This window comes from Klebsiella sp. CN_Kp075 (assembly GCF_040065055.2).
Classification (GTDB): domain Bacteria; phylum Pseudomonadota; class Gammaproteobacteria; order Enterobacterales; family Enterobacteriaceae; genus Klebsiella; species Klebsiella aerogenes.
Genome location: NZ_CM198050.1, coordinates 2,535,409 through 2,552,898 on the forward strand (window position 1 = coordinate 2,535,409; position 17,490 = coordinate 2,552,898).

General features: G+C 55.6%; 16 protein-coding genes and 1 riboswitch. Of the genes, 9 read left to right on the top strand and 7 right to left on the bottom strand.

What is annotated here, in order from left to right:
• Positions 1-15 precede the first annotated feature (15 nt).
• From mgtA to mgtU, 3 genes are read left to right on the top strand one after another with little or no spacing between them, the layout of a single operon-like run.
• Positions 16-2,748 carry a magnesium-translocating P-type ATPase gene (gene mgtA / locus ABLV78_RS12070; protein ID WP_047048549.1) on the top strand — a complete coding sequence of 911 codons (2,733 nt, stop codon included), beginning with the start codon at positions 16-18 and terminating at the stop codon, positions 2,746-2,748.
• A 21-nt stretch (positions 2,749-2,769) separates the two neighbouring features.
• The gene (gene mgtR, locus ABLV78_RS12075) at positions 2,770-2,862 is read left to right on the top strand and encodes a protein MgtR (RefSeq protein ID WP_020078726.1); all 93 of its coding nucleotides are present in this window, start codon (positions 2,770-2,772) and stop codon (positions 2,860-2,862) included.
• Positions 2,863-2,872: 10 nt separating this feature from the next.
• Positions 2,873-2,959 (top strand): magnesium transporter protection protein MgtU, encoded by an 87-nt coding sequence (gene mgtU, locus ABLV78_RS12080; protein WP_257880777.1) that lies wholly within the window; start codon positions 2,873-2,875, stop codon positions 2,957-2,959.
• A 99-nt stretch (positions 2,960-3,058) separates the two neighbouring features.
• Here the strand turns inward: mgtU and ABLV78_RS12085 are convergent, their stop codons facing one another.
• On the bottom strand, positions 3,059-3,931 hold the full coding sequence (locus tag ABLV78_RS12085) for an arginase family protein (protein WP_047048547.1): 873 nt from the start codon (positions 3,929-3,931) through the stop codon (positions 3,059-3,061).
• A gap of 132 nt (positions 3,932-4,063) precedes the next feature.
• Between ABLV78_RS12085 and ABLV78_RS12090 the strand changes: the two genes are divergently transcribed.
• Positions 4,064-4,672, top strand: a complete 609-nt coding sequence (locus ABLV78_RS12090; protein WP_045394217.1) for a TetR/AcrR family transcriptional regulator — start codon at positions 4,064-4,066, stop codon at positions 4,670-4,672.
• On the top strand, positions 4,656-5,678 hold the full coding sequence (gene zapE, locus ABLV78_RS12095) for a cell division protein ZapE (RefSeq protein WP_047048544.1): 1,023 nt from the start codon (positions 4,656-4,658) through the stop codon (positions 5,676-5,678). Before ABLV78_RS12090 ends, zapE begins: the two co-directional genes overlap by 17 nt.
• A gap of 76 nt (positions 5,679-5,754) precedes the next feature.
• On the opposite strand, the gene katG is transcribed toward zapE, so the two are convergent.
• Positions 5,755-7,932 carry a catalase/peroxidase HPI gene (katG, locus tag ABLV78_RS12100; protein ID WP_047048540.1) on the bottom strand — a complete coding sequence of 726 codons (2,178 nt, stop codon included), beginning with the start codon at positions 7,930-7,932 and terminating at the stop codon, positions 5,755-5,757.
• A 264-nt stretch (positions 7,933-8,196) separates the two neighbouring features.
• Positions 8,197-9,129: a LysR family transcriptional regulator gene (locus ABLV78_RS12105; RefSeq protein WP_047048537.1), complete on the bottom strand. Its 933-nt coding sequence runs from the start codon at positions 9,127-9,129 to the stop codon at positions 8,197-8,199.
• A gap of 100 nt (positions 9,130-9,229) precedes the next feature.
• Here ABLV78_RS12105 and ABLV78_RS12110 point away from each other — a divergent pair, with 100 nt between their 5' ends.
• The 4 genes from ABLV78_RS12110 (at position 9,230) to mrdA2 (ending at position 13,022) form a co-directional block, all read left to right on the top strand.
• A complete protein-coding gene (locus ABLV78_RS12110; RefSeq protein ID WP_047048535.1) occupies positions 9,230-9,664 on the top strand; it encodes a DMT family transporter in 435 nt (144 codons plus the stop codon).
• Between the two features lie 9 nt (positions 9,665-9,673).
• Positions 9,674-10,177: a DMT family transporter gene (locus ABLV78_RS12115; protein WP_047048532.1), complete on the top strand. Its 504-nt coding sequence runs from the start codon at positions 9,674-9,676 to the stop codon at positions 10,175-10,177.
• 9 nt (positions 10,178-10,186) lie between these two features.
• A riboswitch (ZMP/ZTP riboswitch) is annotated at positions 10,187-10,266 on the top strand.
• A 17-nt stretch (positions 10,267-10,283) separates the two neighbouring features.
• Positions 10,284-10,916 carry a LysE family translocator gene (locus ABLV78_RS12120; RefSeq protein ID WP_045394225.1) on the top strand — a complete coding sequence of 211 codons (633 nt, stop codon included), beginning with the start codon at positions 10,284-10,286 and terminating at the stop codon, positions 10,914-10,916.
• 186 nt (positions 10,917-11,102) lie between these two features.
• A complete protein-coding gene (gene mrdA2, locus ABLV78_RS12125) occupies positions 11,103-13,022 on the top strand; it encodes a peptidoglycan DD-transpeptidase MrdA2 (protein ID WP_045394227.1) in 1,920 nt (639 codons plus the stop codon).
• 5 nt (positions 13,023-13,027) lie between these two features.
• Here the strand turns inward: mrdA2 and pqqF are convergent, their stop codons facing one another.
• From pqqF to pqqC, 4 genes are read right to left on the bottom strand one after another with little or no spacing between them, the layout of a single operon-like run.
• Positions 13,028-15,325 carry a pyrroloquinoline quinone biosynthesis protein PqqF gene (pqqF, locus tag ABLV78_RS12130; RefSeq protein ID WP_047048529.1) on the bottom strand — a complete coding sequence of 766 codons (2,298 nt, stop codon included), beginning with the start codon at positions 15,323-15,325 and terminating at the stop codon, positions 13,028-13,030.
• Positions 15,325-16,467, bottom strand: a complete 1,143-nt coding sequence (pqqE, locus tag ABLV78_RS12135; protein WP_047048527.1) for a pyrroloquinoline quinone biosynthesis protein PqqE — start codon at positions 16,465-16,467, stop codon at positions 15,325-15,327. The genes pqqF and pqqE overlap by 1 nt, the downstream gene beginning before the upstream one ends.
• Complete coding sequence (gene pqqD, locus ABLV78_RS12140) at positions 16,454-16,732, bottom strand: pyrroloquinoline quinone biosynthesis peptide chaperone PqqD (protein WP_015366526.1); 279 nt, start codon at positions 16,730-16,732, stop codon at positions 16,454-16,456. The genes pqqE and pqqD overlap by 14 nt, the downstream gene beginning before the upstream one ends.
• Before the next feature lie 2 nt (positions 16,733-16,734).
• Positions 16,735-17,490, bottom strand: coding sequence for a pyrroloquinoline-quinone synthase PqqC (gene pqqC, locus ABLV78_RS12145; RefSeq protein WP_045394234.1), 756 nt, complete (start codon positions 17,488-17,490; stop codon positions 16,735-16,737).

Here is a 17,490-nt window from a genome sequence, read left to right on the forward strand (position 1 = left end):
ATTTGGGGATGAATCATGACTGACATGAAATTAGAAAACCGGAATACCAACCGGTCTGCGTCAGAAAATGATAAGCAGCATAAAAAGAGCTTTGCGATTGAAACGGAGGCCTTTAATAGCCCGGATCACACGCTGTCGCGTTTAAATAGCAGTCGGCAGGGGCTAACGACCGCCGATGCGCTGGAGCGGCTGGAAGATTATGGCCGCAACGAAGTGGCACGAGAAACCGCGCCGCCGTTTTTTATTCAATTACTGCAGGCATTTAATAACCCGTTTATTTACGTGCTGATGGCGCTGGCGGCAGTCAGTTTTATTACCGATTACTGGCTACCGCTGCGTAATGGTGAAGAGACCGACCTCACCGGCGTTATTATTATCCTGACGATGGTGAGCCTGAGTGGTCTATTACGCTTCTGGCAGGAGTTCAGGACCAATAAAGCCGCGCAGGCGCTAAAATCCATGGTCCGTACCACCGCAACGGTACTGCGCCGCGGGCCGGGAAATATTGGCCCCAGTCAGGAGGAAATACCCATTGAAGAGCTGGTGCCGGGCGATATTATTTTTCTTGCCGCGGGCGATCTGGTGCCGGCAGATGTTCGTCTGCTGGAATCACGGGACCTCTTCGTCAGTCAGTCCATTCTAAGCGGTGAATCGCTGCCGGTGGAAAAATATGACCTCATGGCCAGCGTTTCAGGTAAATGCAGCGATCGTTTACCGACGCCGGATAAAAATAAAAGCCTGTTAGAGATGGGCAATATCTGTCTGATGGGGACGAACGTCACCAGCGGCAGGGCGCAGGCGGTGGTGGTGGCGACCGGCGACCGGACCTGGTTTGGCTCGCTGGCAAAATCGATTGTCGGCACCCGCACGCAGACCGCCTTCGATCGTGGGGTGAATAGCGTCAGCTGGCTGTTAATCCGCTTCATGTTGATTATGGTACCGATCGTGTTGTTGATTAACGGTTTCAGCAAGGGCGATTGGGTTGAAGCCTCGCTATTCGCCCTGGCGGTGGCGGTCGGTTTAACGCCTGAGATGTTACCCATGATCGTCAGTTCGAACCTGGCGAAGGGCGCGATTGCCATGTCGCGACGCAAGGTGATCGTTAAACGTCTTAATGCCATCCAAAACTTTGGCGCAATGGATGTGCTGTGTACGGATAAAACCGGCACCCTGACCCAGGACAATATCATTCTTGAGCATCATCTCGACGTCGGCGGCGCGGAAAGTAATCGGGTATTAATGCTGGCGTGGCTGAATAGCAGCAGCCAAAGCGGAGCGCGTAATCTGATGGACAGGGCCGTGCTCCGTTATGGGGAAGGCCGGCTGGCGCCGACGGAAAAAGAGCGTTTCGTTAAGCTTGATGAATTGCCATTCGATTTTGTACGTCGCCGCGTATCGGTCTCGGTGGAAGACAGCCGCTATGGCGATAAAAGTCTGATTTGCAAAGGGGCGGTTGAAGAGATGCTCGAAGCCGCGACCCATATCCGTGAGGGCGACAAGATCGTTGAACTGGATGCGCTGCGCCGGGAACTGCTGCTGACGAAAACCGAAGATTATAACGCTCAGGGCTTCCGGGTATTGCTGGTCGCTACCCGCAAGCTGGACGACACCGCGCTAAACGTGCCGCTCACCGCCGCCGATGAACAGGGGCTCACCGTTGAGGGCATGTTGACCTTTCTCGATCCGCCGAAGGAAAGCGCGGGCAAAGCCATTACCGCGCTGCGTGATAACGGTGTCGCGGTTAAGGTGCTTACCGGTGATAACCCGGTCGTAACGGCGCGGATTTGTCTTGAAGTGGGGATTGATTCGCACGACATTCTCACCGGCCAACAGGTTGAGTCAATGACTGACCGCCAGCTTCAGCAGGAGGTCGAGAAACGCGCGGTGTTTGCCAAACTGACGCCGCTGCAGAAGTCGCGCATTCTGCAGATGCTACAGAAAAATGGCCATACCGTTGGTTTTCTTGGCGATGGCATTAACGACGCGCCGGCGCTGCGCGATGCCGATGTCGGTATTTCTGTCGATAGCGCGGCGGATATCGCGAAGGAGTCCTCGGATATTATTCTGCTGGAAAAAGACCTGATGGTGCTGGAAGAGGGCGTTATTAAAGGACGCGAGACCTTTGGCAACATTATCAAATACCTGAACATGACCGCCAGCTCCAACTTCGGCAACGTGTTTTCGGTGCTGGTCGCCAGCGCCTTTATCCCGTTCCTGCCGATGCTGGCTATTCATCTGTTGATCCAGAATCTGATGTACGACATCTCACAGCTGTCGCTGCCGTGGGACAAAATGGATAAGGAGTTTTTGCGTAAACCGCGCAAGTGGGATGCCAAGAACATTGGCCGCTTTATGCTGTGGATTGGCCCCACGTCGTCGATATTCGATATCACCACCTTTGCTCTGATGTGGTACGTCTTCGCCGCCAATCATGTGGAGGCGCAGGCGTTGTTCCAGTCCGGCTGGTTTATCGAAGGGCTGCTGTCGCAGACGCTGGTGGTGCATATGTTGAGAACGCAGAAAATACCGTTCATCCAGAGCCGCGCGACGCTGCCGGTACTGCTCACCACCGCCGCCATTATGGCCATCGGCATTTATATCCCATTCTCGCCGCTTGGCGCCATGGTAGGGCTTGAGCCGCTGCCGCTGAGTTATTTCCCGTGGTTGGTTGCCACGCTGCTGAGCTACTGCCTGGTGGCGCAGGGTATGAAACGTTTCTATATCAAGCGCTTTGGCCAGTGGTTCTGATGACAAAAAGGAGGGATGACGATGAATCGTTCACCGGAAGATCTCATCGCCTGGATGTTTTTACTGGCCGGTTTGCTGGTACTGGCGCTGGCGATACGACAAATCTTTGAATAGCGGGGGGACTATGCGCAAAACATCATTAGACCCAATCTTTATCCAGGCTGTGTTGATGATGGTGGTGATAGTCTTACTCACCGTCTGGATTAGGTAGTTTAAGGCCCGGGGCATTATTGCTCCGGGCCTGAGGTAAAGTCCTGCGGTATTCCTGCAACATGGCAATTGGCGCTTTCCACCACGGGGAACGCGTCGATTAGCTCAATAATGGCAGAGCTTCGAGCATATTCTTCAGGTTTAGGGCATCCCACGGCAAGTGTTCGGCGACGGTGAGTCCCACCGGTTTGGCCTGAGCGGCAGCTTGATTGATAAAATTAACCACTTCGGCAATCGTCAGTTTCCCTTCGGCGACATCGCCGAAGTCGTGTACGCCGCGCCCCGGACGAGCAAACAGCACCGCTCGAAACAGGGCCGGGTCGAGGACATCAAGATCGAGATGGATGGCCAGGTACTCAACACTTTCGCGCGCTATCCACTCGTCGATCGCCTGCGGATTCTGACGCAGCTCTGAAGGGCTTAAGGTGGCGATACCGCGTTCAGTAATAAACTGTTTTTCGACATCGAGGGGGCTATGGATCCCAGCAATAAGCGCTTTGCCAGGCGATAATGGCTTTCTGACCACCTGGGTTAGTTCCACGTCGCCATTGCCCATCAACGCCCCAAGAACGTGGGCATGGGCATGTGGGAACTGCTCTGGCGTCATAATGTCCGGGTGAGAATCAATCCATAACACCCCCAATTTATCGCCATATTTTTCCGCAAGCCAGGCAAAGGGGGCCAGAGAGACCAGGCAATCGCCCCCTAAGGTGACGATGGACTCTGGCTGAGTTCTGGTGATTTTGTCTTGCGCATCAAGCAGCTGTTCAACTACCGCACGGCGGCCGACAATACCCTCTTCATTAACCAGCGGCGCCTTGGTCGGGGCGGGGACGCTGACCTCCTCAACGGCGCCCTGGGCCGGCGGCGCCAGCCACGCCAGCAGCTGCGAACCGAAAAAGTAGGGCGGATTGTTACCGCCTTGCCACTGCGGGAAAAGTAAACGCAGTGTGTGGTAAGTATTTTGAGCCATATCATCCTCGCCTCAGGCATGTGCAATTAAATGAACGAACGTTCATTCATTTATAATGAAACGCGCGATGCACGATGGCAAGCAAAAAACGGCAGAAGCAGGTAGAATTGCCCATCGCCGGAGGTAGTTGAAATGTTAAATAATTCAGAAACGTACCATAAGCTGATTGTCGCCGCGGCGGCGTGCTTTGCCGAAAAAGGATTTAATGGAACCAGCGTGCGCGAAATTGCACTGCGCGCAGGTATTAGCCTCGGCGCGATGTACACCTACTTCAAGGGCAAAGATGAACTCATTGAGGCGATTATCCTTGAAGAGCAAAAATCGGCATTAGCTAAGCATCAGGAGCGCTTTGAAGGTTCCCATTTTGCGCAGATTTGCGCCTTAGCCGTTTCCTGTATTGAAGAAGTGGGGTATCCCTCATCTCACCAGCTGTGGGTGGAAATTATTGCTGAGTCGGCAAGAAAGCCGGCGCTGCGGCAGATTTTCGTCAATAGCGACAGGATCATGCGCGACGGAATGGCACAGATTATTACTCGCGGAATTGCCGCGGGTGAGCTCAGCCCACACGTTAATGTCGAAGAAGCAACGCTTACCATCTTTGCGTTAATCGATGGTTTGATTGGCCGTAAAGCGATGAATCCCGCATTTAGCGTGGCTAAGGATCTGCCGCACTTTGACCATGTCATGGCGACCATTCTCGATAAAAATAGCGTTAGTGAATCCCATGCAACAGTACGCTGATTTCTGTTTTAGCGCCGTGATGGCCCAACGGGCGGCAAAAGAAAATCTCACCCTTGATGCCGACCAGCTCGCGTTAGTCGCCGATTTGCAAACGCTGAGTCAGCAGTTATTCCGGCAGCAAACGGCAATACAAGGCTTGTACGTCTGGGGGCGAACCGGGCGCGGGAAAAGCTTTATTCTCGATAGTTTCTTTGCCAGTTTGCCGCTGCGTGAAAAGCGGCGGGTACATTTTCATCACTTTTTCCGCGAGTTCCATCAGCGGCTGAACGCCCCTTCGGCGCCGCGATTGCCGCAGGTCGTCGCGCAAATGACCGACAACTGTCGTCTGCTCTGTTTTGATGAGTTTCACCTTCATGACCCGGCTGACGCGATGTTGATGAAGGTGCTACTGGAACATTTATTCGCGCGAAATATCGTCTTATTAGCGACCTCCAATTATCCGCCCGACCGTTTGCTGGCGAATCCGCTTTATCACGAACGTTTTTTGCCTTCCATTAACCTCATTAAACGGCATATGACGGTAACGGCGCTCAACGGCGAACAGGATTATCGCGAGCGACATACCTCGCTAGAGAATGATTTCTGCCAGGGAAAATTGTTGGTGCAGCCCACTCTCAGCAGCCGCGCGGCGCTCGGTTTGCCGGCTATTGCCCCGCAGGCGCAGGCTCTGCAGGTAGGTTATCGAACCCTGCACACGGCATCGCCGCAAGGGACCTATCTGCATTTCACTTTCGAGCAGCTCTGCCTTGCGCCCACTTCGGTCATGGATTACCTGACGCTATGTGAGCAGCACCAGAACTGGCTCGTCGAGAATGTTCCGCCGTTGGCGCGAGTTAGCCCGGCGGCACAGCAGCGTTTTATCAACGTGGTGGATATTTTGTATGAAAAACAGTGCCGCTTAATATTAATTACCGATTGCGGGCTGGAAACACTGGTGGCGGATGTGGAGCTGGATGATATTCAGCGCACCTACAGCCGGTTACAGCAGCTCGCGCGGGAAGCATAAAAAAAGCGCCTCTCGATATTGAGCGGCGCTTTAACAGAGTAACCTGCCGCCGATTATTCACCGGCGAGCAGGGGAATTACAGATCGAAGCGGTCCAGATTCATCACTTTCGTCCATGCGGCAACGAAATCAGTAACGAATTTCTGTTGCGCATCGGCGCAGGCATAGACTTCGGCCAGCGCGCGCAGGACCGAGTTAGAACCGAACACCAGATCAACGCGCGTGGCGGTATATTTCTCTTCGCCGCTCTTACGGTCGCGACCGGTAAACAGCTCAGCCTGTTCATCGGCGGCTTTCCATACGGTGCCCATATCCAGCAGGTTGACGAAGAAGTCAGTGCTGAGGACGCCGACGCGATCGGTGAAGACGCCATGTTGGCTGCCGTCGAAGTTAGCGCCCAGCACGCGCAGGCCGCCGACCAGCGCCGTCATTTCCGGCGCCGTCAGGGTTAGCTGCTGCGCTTTATCGATAAGCAGAGTCTCCGTCGACACGCCGCCTTCGATGCGACGGTAATTACGGAAACCGTCGGCCAGCGGCTGCAGCAGATCCATTGCTTCAACGTCGGTCTGATCCTGGCGCGCATCAACGCGACCCGGCGCAAACGGCACGTTTACGCGAACGCCGGCAGCGGCGGCAGCCTGCTCAACGCCCACGACCCCAGCCAGAACGATGATATCCGCCAGAGAAGCTTTACCCGACGCTTTCTGGATGGCCTGCAGAGTTGGCAGCACTTTGCTGGCGATGGCGTTTACCGGCCACTCTCTTTGCGGCAGCAGGGCCAGACGCGCGCCGTTAGCGCCGCCGCGTTTATCACCGCCGCGGAAGGTTGAGGCGGAAGCCCAGGCAACGGAGACCAGTTCGCTAACCGACAGGCCTGAATCCGCAATGGCCGTTTTCAGCGTGGCGATGTCGGAGGCGGTTGGGTTATGCGTCGGTGCCGGTAACGGATCTTGCCAAATCAGATCTTCTTTTGGCACTTCCGGCCCGAGATAACGGGATTTTGGCCCCATATCGCGGTGAATCAGCTTAAACCAGGCGCGTGCGAAGGCTTCGTTGAAGGCCTGCGGATCGTTCAGGAAACGGCGCGAGATTTTGCCGAATTCCGGGTCGAAGCGCAGCGTCAGGTCCGTTACCAGCATCGTCGGCTTGCGTTTTTTATTTGGATCAAACGGATCGGGAATAATCTCTGGCGCATCTTTCGCTTCAAACTGAATAGCGCCCGCCGGGCTGCGCGTTTGTACCCATTCGTATTTGAACAGGTTCTCGAAGAAGTAGTTGCTCCATTGGGTCGGTGTTTGCGTCCATACCACTTCCAGACCCGAGGTAATGGCGTCCGCGCCTACACCGCTGCCGTAAGTACTGCTCCAGCCAAGACCCTGAGATTCCAGCGGAGCGGCTTCTGGTTCCGGACCCACATGGCTTGCCGGCGCGGCGCCGTGCGTTTTACCCAGCGTATGGCCGCCGGCAATCAGCGCCACGATTTCTTCATCGTCCATCGCCATATTGCCGAAGGTCGCGCGAATGGCTGCCGCGGCGGAAAGCGGATCGCCGCTGGCGTTAGGGCCTTCCGGGTTGACATAGATCAGACCCATTTCGGTGGCGCCCAGCGCTTGTTTTTCCAGGCTTTCCGGGTGGCGGTGTTTCAGCCACTCTTTCTCATCGCCCCAGTCCACGTCGAGGTCCGGTTCCCACACGTCTTCACGCCCTGCGCCGAAACCGAAGGTCCGGAAGCCGGCGTTTTCTAATGCCACGTTACCCGCCAGCATATACAGGTCGGCCCAGGAGATTTTCTGACCATACTTTTGTTTCACCGGCCACAGCAGGCGACGGGCTTTATCAAGGCTGACGTTATCAGGCCAGGAGTTAAGCGGGGCGAAACGCTGCTGACCGCGACCCGCGCCGCCGCGGCCATCAACGGTACGGTAGGTCCCCGCGCCGTGCCACGCCATGCGAATAAACAGGCCAATATAGCTGCCCCAATCGGCGGGCCACCACTCCTGGGAGTCGGTCAGCACCGCGCGAAGGTCGGCTTTCAATGCGGAGTAGTCGAGCTTTTTGAACTCTTCCCGATAGTTGAAGTTTTCGCCCAGCGGGTTAGAACGGTTGGAGTGCTGATTCAGCAGGTCAACACGAAGTTGGTTGGGCCACCAGTCACGGTTGGCGGTACCGCTACCGGCGCTTTGCTTCGGCGTCTCGGCGTGGAAAGGGCATTTCCCAGCGGATGGGTTGTTAGTGGGATCATTTGACGTGCTCATATCAGGCTCCGTTTGCTTTTGTGAATGCCATTACGATATACACTGCTACCAATAAGCGATATTTGAATGAGTCTACGGATTTAATAGCTTTTACCGTTCAACAAACATAATTAAAACCAGTGTTTTAGTGTGATTACTCGGCGAAATTCAAAACCACACCTTTAAACATAGTCGTAACGCAGCGGTAAAGGAAACGTTATGATGCGTTAACCGCTACGGATCGCTAATTGTTTGAGATATGACAATTTTACTGCGATGAATGGATTAGCGTTGCCAGTAAAGCGGTGTGCCGAAAACGTCGGTAAAATAATCAATAACGGTGCGTACATTGAGCGACGGATGACGAGCATGCGGATAAATCGCGGCAATGTAAGAGGGCAAATGGTTGATGCCAACGCTGTAGTCATTCATCAGCGAAACTAATGTTCCCTGCGCCAGCGCATCGCCCACCATCCAGTCTGGAAACAGAACAATACCCATTCCGCCAATCGCTGAAGTGAGAAGGGCATCGGCGTTGTTTGAGATTAGCCGCGGTGTTTGCGGGTAATGGGTCCACTCTTCTTCCCCCTGGCGAAAAAGCCAACGGTTAGCTCCCTGTGAACCGCGATACACCAGCGTGTGATGTTGATTGAGCTCAGAAGGCGATTGCGGCGCGCCGAAACGGGAAAGGTAACCAGGCGCTGCGGCGAGGTAATAGCGCTGGGCGCCAAAAACCTTTGCGTGATAGCTGGCGTCAGGCAGGGCGCTGATGCGAAAAATGATATCAGTCGCCTGGCGATGAGGATCGACAAAGTCATCGGTCAGAATTAATTCGAACTCCAACGCGGGATAACGATCGGCCAGTCCGGCTAACCATGGCGCGATATGCCGTTGGCCGAAGTAGACCGGGGCGTTGATGCGCACAAGTCCGCCAGGTTGTTGGGTGCGATCCTGTAATTCGCGTTGCGCGTGAGCGAATTGCTCGGTCATCCCGCGGGCATAGTCAGCAAACAGGTTTCCGGCCTCCGTTGGAACGACCGCACGCGTATTGCGATAGAACAGCTGCTGGCCTAGCGCATCCTCGAGTTGCTGGATGACCCGTGAGATAAGAGAAGGGGATACGCCTTCACGGCGCGCGACAACGGAAAAACTATGGCTGTCATACACGGCGATAAATAGCTGGAGGGCGCGGAGATTGATGTTACCTACGTCAGCCATTGATGCAGATCCTGCAAAGGTGTTTGCAACACTATACTATTTTTTGCATTAGCGCGCCGTTCTATTCTCTTCCGCTCTTAACAACTGAAGAGTATTCAACATGCAGCGTGTGCTGATTTTTTTAGTGATTGCCGGCGGAATGGGGCTGTCCGTAGAGGCAGGTCTGTTGGGGCCGCTGGCGGGTCAGGTCGGTGATTTATGGGCAACAATGAGTATTTTCTCTATTGGCGCGGCATTAACATTTTTACTGATGCTTTTTTTTAGCCCGCGACAGAGTCCCTCTTTTTTTTCGCTCCCCGGCTGGCAATTAACCGGTGGTCTGTTGGGGCCCGGTTATGTGGTGATATTAACGATTGTGACTCCGGCGATCGGCATCGCAATGACAATTACCGGCGTTCTCGCCGGTCAGGTATGTAAAAGCCTGTTAATCGATCATTTTGGCTGGTTTGGTAGTCCGCGGCGAAAAATAGATCGCCGCCGGGTTATTGCACTGTTGTTCATTGTGGCGGCATTAATGCTGATTGCCGTTGATTGAGGTGCTGATATGAATATGTTGATGATTATTTTGTCGCTGATTGGCGGCGCATTGCTAAGCGTACAGGCTGCGGTGAATGGCCGTCTTGGCGCACATGTCGGAATATTGCGTAGCGCCTTTTTGACCTTTTCCATTGGTGCGTTGGTGACCGGTTTATTGATCGTTTTCTTTGCTCCGCAGCAGTCGATGACGCTGCTGGATGTGCCAAAGTGGCAACTGCTTGGGGCGTTCTGCGGGGTACCCTATATTGTCATCATGGTGCTGGCAGTACAGCGAATCGGCACGGCAACGCCGACGGTGGCGGTAATATTTGGTCAACTCGCGATGAGCTTGCTGATTGACAATTTTGGGTGGTTGGGGAATAGCGCTATTGCCTTTTCGCCACAACGCCTGGCGGCGGTTCTGTGTTTGGCGCTAGCGCTGTACTTTATATACGCGTCTGGCGTATCAGGGGCAGTTGAGCCGACAAAACGGTCGGGAAAGGCGAAATGGTTGTCGACCGAACGGGAATAAGCTAATACTTAGACACCATGTGACTGGCGCTAAAGACAGAATACTGTTGGGGAGCATGGTCAAGTACGCCGCGCGCCTGGGCATTACCCCTATCTGGAGATAAGTTATGCCTGAATTAGCTTCATTATCGGCTTTTGCCGCGGTGGCGTTGGGTTTGGTATTAACTCCTGGCCCCAACATGATGTACCTCACTTCACGGTCGATTTGCCAGGGAAAACGCGCCGGCTTTATTTCTCTTGCTGGCGTTGCGCTGGGATTTTTCTGTTATATGCTGTGCGCGGCTTTTGGCATAACCGCGCTGGTTTTCGCCGTACCCTATGCCTACGACGCGTTGCGAATTTGCGGAGTGGCTTATTTACTCTATTTAGCGTGGCAGGCGATTAAACCCGGTGGGCGGCCGATTTTCGCAGTTCGCGACTTACCGGCGGATAGCGGGCGTAAGCTGTTTCTGATGGGCCTTCTTACCAGCCTGGCGAATCCTAAAGTGGCTATCATGTATTTGTCTTTGCTGCCGCAGTTCATCACCCCCGGGCTCGGCAGCGTGCTGAGTCAGTCGCTAATATTAGGCTGCACCCAGGCGCTAATAAGCGTGGCGGTAAACGGACTTATTATTATGCTGGCCGGGCAGGTGGCGCTGTTTCTTGGGCGGCGGCCGGGCTGGCAACAATTTCAACGTTGGCTGATGGCGACGGTACTTGCCGGAATGGCCGTAAAAATTGCCTTTGAGGCCAGAAAATAACCGTTACTGGCGAACCCCGCATGCTGATGCCTTTCTCCGGTTAAGAAAGGCATCTCACGTTCTAACATACTGATACATTTCTGCCAGTTCATTAGCAACCTTTCTGTAGGGCTAATGCGTCAATAAAGCTATTCTTCCCCGCCTTTATTTTTTGTGCTTTCAAGTGACTCAGGTAAATTGCCGCCAATGCCCCTATTGAGAGATGAGATCCGCGACCACTCGGCAGAAGAGATGCTATTCATCCGCCGCGCCGTCATTGCTTTCCTGTTGGTGGTGGTCTGCTTTGGCGTGTTGATTTTCAATCTCTACCATCTCCAGGTAGAGCAGCACGATTTTTATCAGACCCGTTCCAACCAGAACGACATTAAAATGCTGCCGATCGCGCCAAGCCGGGGGCTGATTTTCGACCGCAACGGTATTCCGCTGGTGCAAAATATCACCCTGTATCGCCTGCAGGTGATCCCCAGCAAAATTGCCGATATGTCGGCGCTGCTCCAGGCGTTAAGCCCGATTGTCGACCTGACGGCGGATGATATCGCCAGTTTCCGCGACGATATGCACCACAATAGCCGCTATAAAGAAGTGACGCTGAAATCCGATCTTACCGATGTGGAAGTGGCGCGCTTCGCGGTCAACGAATTCCGTTTTCCCGGCGTCACCGTCGAGAGCTACCAGCAGCGAAGTTATCCCTATGGCGCGGAACTGGCGCACGTTGTCGGTTACGTTTCCAAAATTAACGATAACGATTTACAACGGCTGGCGAAAAACGGCGAAGCAGAAAACTACGCGGCCGATCGCAATATCGGCAAACAGGGAATTGAAGGCTATTACGAGAAAGAATTACACGGCACCACCGGTTATCAGGAAGTCGAAGTAGATAACCACGGCCGCGTCGTTCGCCTACTGAAAGAAGTCCCGCCGGTCGCCGGCAAAAATATCTATCTGACGCTCGACCTGCATTTGCAGCAGTATATTGAGTCGGTCCTGAAGGGCCAGCGCGCCGCGGTCGTGGCCGTCGATCCGCGCGACGGCGGCGTACTGGCGATGGTGTCGAGCCCCAGCTATGACCCGAATCCCTTCGTTAAGGGGATTGGCTACCAGGCTTACAAATCGCTGCTCGATAACCAGGATCGCCCGCTGATTAACCGCGTCACTCAGGGCTTGTATCCCCCGGCTTCCACGGTCAAGCCGTATATGGCGCTCTCAGCCCTTTCCGCCGGGGTGATTACGCCAAATACCACCTTCTTCGGCGCGCCAACCTGGACGCTACCCGGTACTCAGCGCCGCTATCGCGACTGGTTAAAAACCGGACACGGTATGTTGAATGTGACCAAAGCGATTGAAGAGTCGGCGGATACGTTCTTCTACCAGGTCGCTTTTGAAATGGGCATTGACCGTATTCATCAGTGGCTGAGTAAGTTTGGTTATGGACAGCCGACAGGGATTGACCTGAATGAGGAGTATTCTGGCGTGTTGCCGAGCCGAGAGTGGAAACAGCGGGTCCATAAAAAACCGTGGTACCAGGGTGATACTATTTCCGTCGGTATCGGCCAGGGCTACTGGATCGCCACTCCTATTCAAATGGTGAAAGCGCTGACCACCCTAATCAACAACGGCAAAGTACAAAACCCGCATCTTTTGTACTCAATGAAGCAAGGGAATAAGGTCGAACGCTACCAGCAGCCGGCCAATTTACCGCAGGTTGGCGACCCGAAATCGCCATACTGGGGGATTGTCCGTAACGGTATGTATGGCATGGCGAACCTGCCGAACGGGACGGGATATAAGTTGTTCCATACCGCGCCGTATCAGATTGCGGCGAAGTCCGGGACCTCGCAGGTGTTTAGCCTGAAGGAGAACCAGACCTACAATGCCAAAATGATCCCGGTACGTCTGCGCGACCACATTTTTTATACCCTGTTTGCGCCGTATCAGCATCCGAAGGTGGCGATGGCGCTCATTCTCGAAAATGGCGGCGGCGATGGCGTTGTCGCCGGCCCGACGGCGCGCGCGATTCTCGACCATATCTTCGACCCGGCGAATGCGCCAGCTGCGGATAGCGCGCAAAGTAACGTTCCGCAGGTCGAAAGCGCCGATGCGCAGTGACGACCTTAAGTGGTGGACGCCGTTAGCGCGCTATATAAGATTTGCCAACTGCGGCGACGGCGAGTTATCTCACGCCATAGCGCGATGATCTCGTCCAGCTGCAGCTCGTTAACGTCCTGCGGCTTGGCTACCGGTAGATGATAGCGCTGGCGCAGGGCGGCGAGCGCGGTTGCGCTGGCGTCCCGCGCCTGACCGTTCTGCTCAGCCAACTGGTGTTGTAACTGGCTGAACTCGGCTTGCCCACACAGCGTTAACTGGCGAAGAAAGGTTTTACAGCAGCGTAGTAGATTACCGGCGGAACGGTCGGGCGATTGCAGCGCCAGCAGCAGGCCATCGCGATCGGCGATCCGCTGATAACGGCAGCTCACCACGTAGCCAATCTGCTGTTCGACCCGCAGACGCTGGAAGAATTGCGGCTCGCAAAGTAGCGCCAGCAGTTGCAGCGCGGCCAGCGAGGCCCCCTCAGGCAATGGAATAAAAACCAGAAGCGCGCTATCAGAGCTGGCGTGAGGAAGACGCTTAATACCGCGGCGACAGCCTGCCGAAGAGCGAAGCTCGGCGTTGACCGGGGCGTTGAGCAAGCTCAACAGACGGGCAACCTGCTGCGCCAGATTGCTGCTGCCGCCTACCATCGCCGCCAGCCAACCCTCCTGCGGCGGAGCGATAGCCAATTGTTCAGGTAATTGTTGCAGTAGCTGGCGAATGGCGATGGTTTCAGGTACGACCACCGTCCCCGGCGCGGGTTGAGATAATCGGCGCATGAGCGCGGTGACGACGCGCTCCGCTACGCCGCCGGATTCAGGTAGCTGTAGAGTAAGCTGCCAGTTGCCGTCCACTGTTTGCCACTCGCCGCTGCCGCCAGCATGGCGAAGTTGCGCGAGCAAGGGACGGATCTGCTGGCTTATCGCCATACCCTGCGCCTGGCTGAGCACGCTATAGAAAGGCTTGCGAACGATCAGCGTCGGCGTTTGATTATCTGCAATGATATGCAGCATTGGGCTGGTCGTTAGCGTCAGTTCAGGTGCCTCAGCGGTCGCCGCCTGCGGATAAAAGCTAAATGCCAGCGGATCCGTCACTATCGTCCGTGGCTGCCAGCGGCCGAGCGGCAAGGTAAAGCCCTGGGTTGCCACGCCATCGCCAGCCGCTATTTTGCGGCAAACCAGCGAAGAGGCCGGCGCCGACAGCAAGCTGGCGCAGAAGCCAGCAAAATCGACGGGCGGGGAATCGGGCGCAAAACCCAATGCCCGCTGGCGGAGCTGTTCGAGCGGGGTCAGTGCGTCAAAACGCCGCTGCGCCAGCTTGTAATAGTGCATCTGCTGTTCAGGCGAGGTGTGCCGCAATGCCTGCAGCCATCGCTCGACATGCTGCTTGATGGCGTCGGGATGGTCGCTGCTGAATACCAGCGCCAGCCAGCCGACGCGTTCATCCTGGTAAAGCCAGTTCAGCGCGACATCGTCCGCGAGCCCGCATTCACGCAGCCCGGCCAGCAGGCTGCCAGGCGCTTCATCCAGTAAGAATTCACGAAAAGTGGTGACGTTGTCACTTTTTTCGATGAGCGTACAACGCCATACCGCCGGTTTGTCTTCAACGGCCAGTTGAAGATCCACATTGTTGCTAAAATATGCAGACGGCGGGCTTTCCGGCGGCAGGCCGCCAGGGAACCCCGCGGCAAAAAAATGGGCCAATTCGGCTAATTCATCAAGCGACTGCGGCCCCTGAAGCCATAGCTGCAGATGGCTGGCGACATAATAGCGCTGGTGAAACTCGCCGAGCGCACTCTGCAACGCAGGCAAGTTTCCGCCCAGCGAATCCATGCTGCCGACCTGAAAACGGCGAAAAGCCGCGGGCGCCGCCATCGCGTGACGGGCCGCTGCTTCACGGCGGGAGGGATCGTGCTGCTGGATAAGCCGGTTTTCCGCATCGATGACCACCAGTTCCTGACGGATATCTTCAGGCGACAGCAGCGGCGCCCGGAGCGTATCCCGTAGACGGGTGATGCCCTCGGCCAGACTGTTGGCGGCAACCTCGAAGAAATAGGCGCTGTGGCGGGCAAGGGTGGTGGCGTTGACGCTGCCGCCCTGGCGTTGGATCCACGCCATCAATCGCTCATCATCGTGATAACGCTGGCTGCCGCGAAACAGTAAATGTTCCAGCAAATGAGCCAGCCCCGGCAGGGCATCGGTTTCATGATGGCTTCCGGCACCCACCTTAACCAACGCCGCCGCACGCGTCGCCTGCGGATGATGAACCAGCGTTGCGCGCATACCGCCTGCCAGTTCCACGATGCGGGTGGCGGTGGTCATCACAATTCCCGGGTTTTATAAATCAGCTGTGAACGGGTGCGGTTGCGGAACTGCAGCTGGCTGATTTTTATATCGCTGCAGGCCGCTTCGCGCCGCGCTTCGAGGATTTTATGGTGGTGCGGCGATTTGCTGCACACCGGGTCAGCGTTATCGGCATTGCCGGTCAGCATAAAGGCCTGGCAGCGGCAGCCGCCGAAATCTTTCTCTTTTTCATCACAGGAACGACAGGGCTCCGGCATCCAGTCAAAGCCGCGGTAGCGGTTGAAGCCAAATGAGTCATACCAGATCGATTCCAGGCTCTGCTCCAGCACCGACGGGAACTCGACCGGCAGCTGGCGCGCGCTGTGACACGGCAGCGCGGTGCCTTCCGGGGTCACGCTGAGGAATATCGAGCCCCAGCCGCCCATACAGCCTTTGGGACGCTCTTCGTAGTAGTCCGGGGTGACAAAAAGCAGATTGGTCAGATTACCGTTAGCCGCCATTTTGTGTCGGTAATCAGCAACGACCTGTTCAGCACGGGCGATCTGTTCGCGGGTCGGCAGTAATCCCTGACGATTGAGGAACGCCCAGCCGTAAAACTGGCAGGTGGCGAGCTCAACATCATCCGCTTCCAGCTCGATACACAGCTCGATGATTTTATCGATCTGGTCGATGTTGTGGCGATGCAGGACAAAGTTCAGCACCATCGGGTAGTCGCGCGCTTTTACCGCTTTCGCCATCGCCAACTTCTGCTGGAACGCTTTTTTGTTGCCCGCCAGCGCCGCGTTCAGCACTTCATCGCTGGCCTGGAAACTAATCTGGATATGATCCAGCCCGGCCTCGCTGAAGGCGTCGAGTTTGCTCTCGGTGAGCCCAATGCCCGACGTAATCAGGTTGGTATAAAAACCGAGATCGCGCGCGGCGCGAATCAGCTCCGGCAGATCTTTGCGCGTCAGCGGTTCGCCGCCTGAGAAACCCATTTGCACGCTACCCATGGCCCGCGCCTGGCGAAAGACCTCAATCCACTGTTCGGTGGTGAGTTCTTTCTCCTGCTGAGCAAAGTCCAGCGGGTTAGAGCAGTAGGGGCACTGCAGCGGACAGCGATAGGTCAGTTCCGCCAGAAGCCACAGCGGCGGATTAACGGCGGTTTTATTCTGGCTCACGGAAGATAATCCACTTCTGTTGGTAAGCTATCTGCAGGAATTCGATGACGTCGTCATCGACGCCGCCCGCTTCCGGGAAACGGGCGTTGAGTTCGGCGATTATTTTTGCCGCGTCGCGTTGACCATCGACCAGTTCGAGGATCGCGGCGGCGGTTTCATTCAGTTTCGCCATTCCTTCCGGATAGAGGATCACGTGGCTATCCTGAGCAGCTTCCCACTGCAGGCGGTAGCCGCGACGAAAGGCGATGATTGCGCTCTTTTGCATAGTTATACCAGTCGGGTCGTGTGCCAGGCCGCCTTGTCGGTGACCGTATGATAGGGTGGGCGCTGCAGTGCGTAGGCCATGGTCATGGCATCCAGCATCGACCACAGAATGTCGAGCTTAAACTGCAGGATCTCCAGCATCCGGTTCTGTTTTTCCGCGCTATCGCAGTAGATCTTCGCCAGTTCCAGCCCATGTTCGACGTCGCGATTGGCCTGGCTTAAGCGGCTGCGAAAGTAGAAATAGCCTTCTTCTTTAATCCATGGATAGTGCTGCGGCCAGCTGTCGAGGCGCGACTGATGGATTTGCGGGGCAAACAGTTCGGTTAGCGAACTGCACGCCGCCTCCTGCCAGTTGGCCCGGCGGGCAAAATTGACGTAGGCGTCGACGGCAAAACGCACGCCGGGCAGCACGTGGCGCTCGCTGAGTAACTCATCACGACTTAGCCCTACGGCTTCACCCAACTGCAGCCAGGCTTCAATACCGCCTTCCTGGCCGTGACTGCCATCGTGGTCGAGGATCCGCTGTACCCACTTGCGTCGGGTGTGCGGATCGGGGCAGTTCGCCATAATGGCGGCGTCTTTTAGCGGGATATTGGTCTGGTAGTAAAAACGGTTCGCCACCCAGCCCTGGATTTGCTCGCGGCTGGCTTCGCCGTTATGCATCGCAATATGGTACGGATGATGGATATGGTAGTAGGCGCCTTTTTCCCGTAGCGCTTGTTCAAACGCCTGTGGCGATAGGGTTTCGCGAATCTGCAT

Coding starts and splice junctions, on each gene's coding strand:
- mrdA2 (WP_045394227.1), top strand. CDS start 11,103: ATGCCCCTATTGAGAGATGAGATCCGCGACCACTCGGCAGAAGAGATG.
- ABLV78_RS12105 (WP_047048537.1), bottom strand. CDS start 9,129: ATGGCTGACGTAGGTAACATCAATCTCCGCGCCCTCCAGCTATTTATC.
- zapE (WP_047048544.1), top strand. CDS start 4,656: ATGCAACAGTACGCTGATTTCTGTTTTAGCGCCGTGATGGCCCAACGG.
- ABLV78_RS12090 (WP_045394217.1), top strand. CDS start 4,064: ATGTTAAATAATTCAGAAACGTACCATAAGCTGATTGTCGCCGCGGCG.
- mgtR (WP_020078726.1), top strand. CDS start 2,770: ATGAATCGTTCACCGGAAGATCTCATCGCCTGGATGTTTTTACTGGCC.
- ABLV78_RS12110 (WP_047048535.1), top strand. CDS start 9,230: ATGCAGCGTGTGCTGATTTTTTTAGTGATTGCCGGCGGAATGGGGCTG.
- mgtA (WP_047048549.1), top strand. CDS start 16: ATGACTGACATGAAATTAGAAAACCGGAATACCAACCGGTCTGCGTCA.
- ABLV78_RS12120 (WP_045394225.1), top strand. CDS start 10,284: ATGCCTGAATTAGCTTCATTATCGGCTTTTGCCGCGGTGGCGTTGGGT.
- pqqC (WP_045394234.1), bottom strand. CDS start 17,490: ATGCAGATTCGCGAAACCCTATCGCCACAGGCGTTTGAACAAGCGCTA.
- pqqF (WP_047048529.1), bottom strand. CDS start 15,325: ATGACCACCGCCACCCGCATCGTGGAACTGGCAGGCGGTATGCGCGCA.
- katG (WP_047048540.1), bottom strand. CDS start 7,932: ATGAGCACGTCAAATGATCCCACTAACAACCCATCCGCTGGGAAATGC.
- ABLV78_RS12085 (WP_047048547.1), bottom strand. CDS start 3,931: ATGGCTCAAAATACTTACCACACACTGCGTTTACTTTTCCCGCAGTGG.
- ABLV78_RS12115 (WP_047048532.1), top strand. CDS start 9,674: ATGAATATGTTGATGATTATTTTGTCGCTGATTGGCGGCGCATTGCTA.
- pqqD (WP_015366526.1), bottom strand. CDS start 16,732: ATGCAAAAGAGCGCAATCATCGCCTTTCGTCGCGGCTACCGCCTGCAG.
- mgtU (WP_257880777.1), top strand. CDS start 2,873: ATGCGCAAAACATCATTAGACCCAATCTTTATCCAGGCTGTGTTGATG.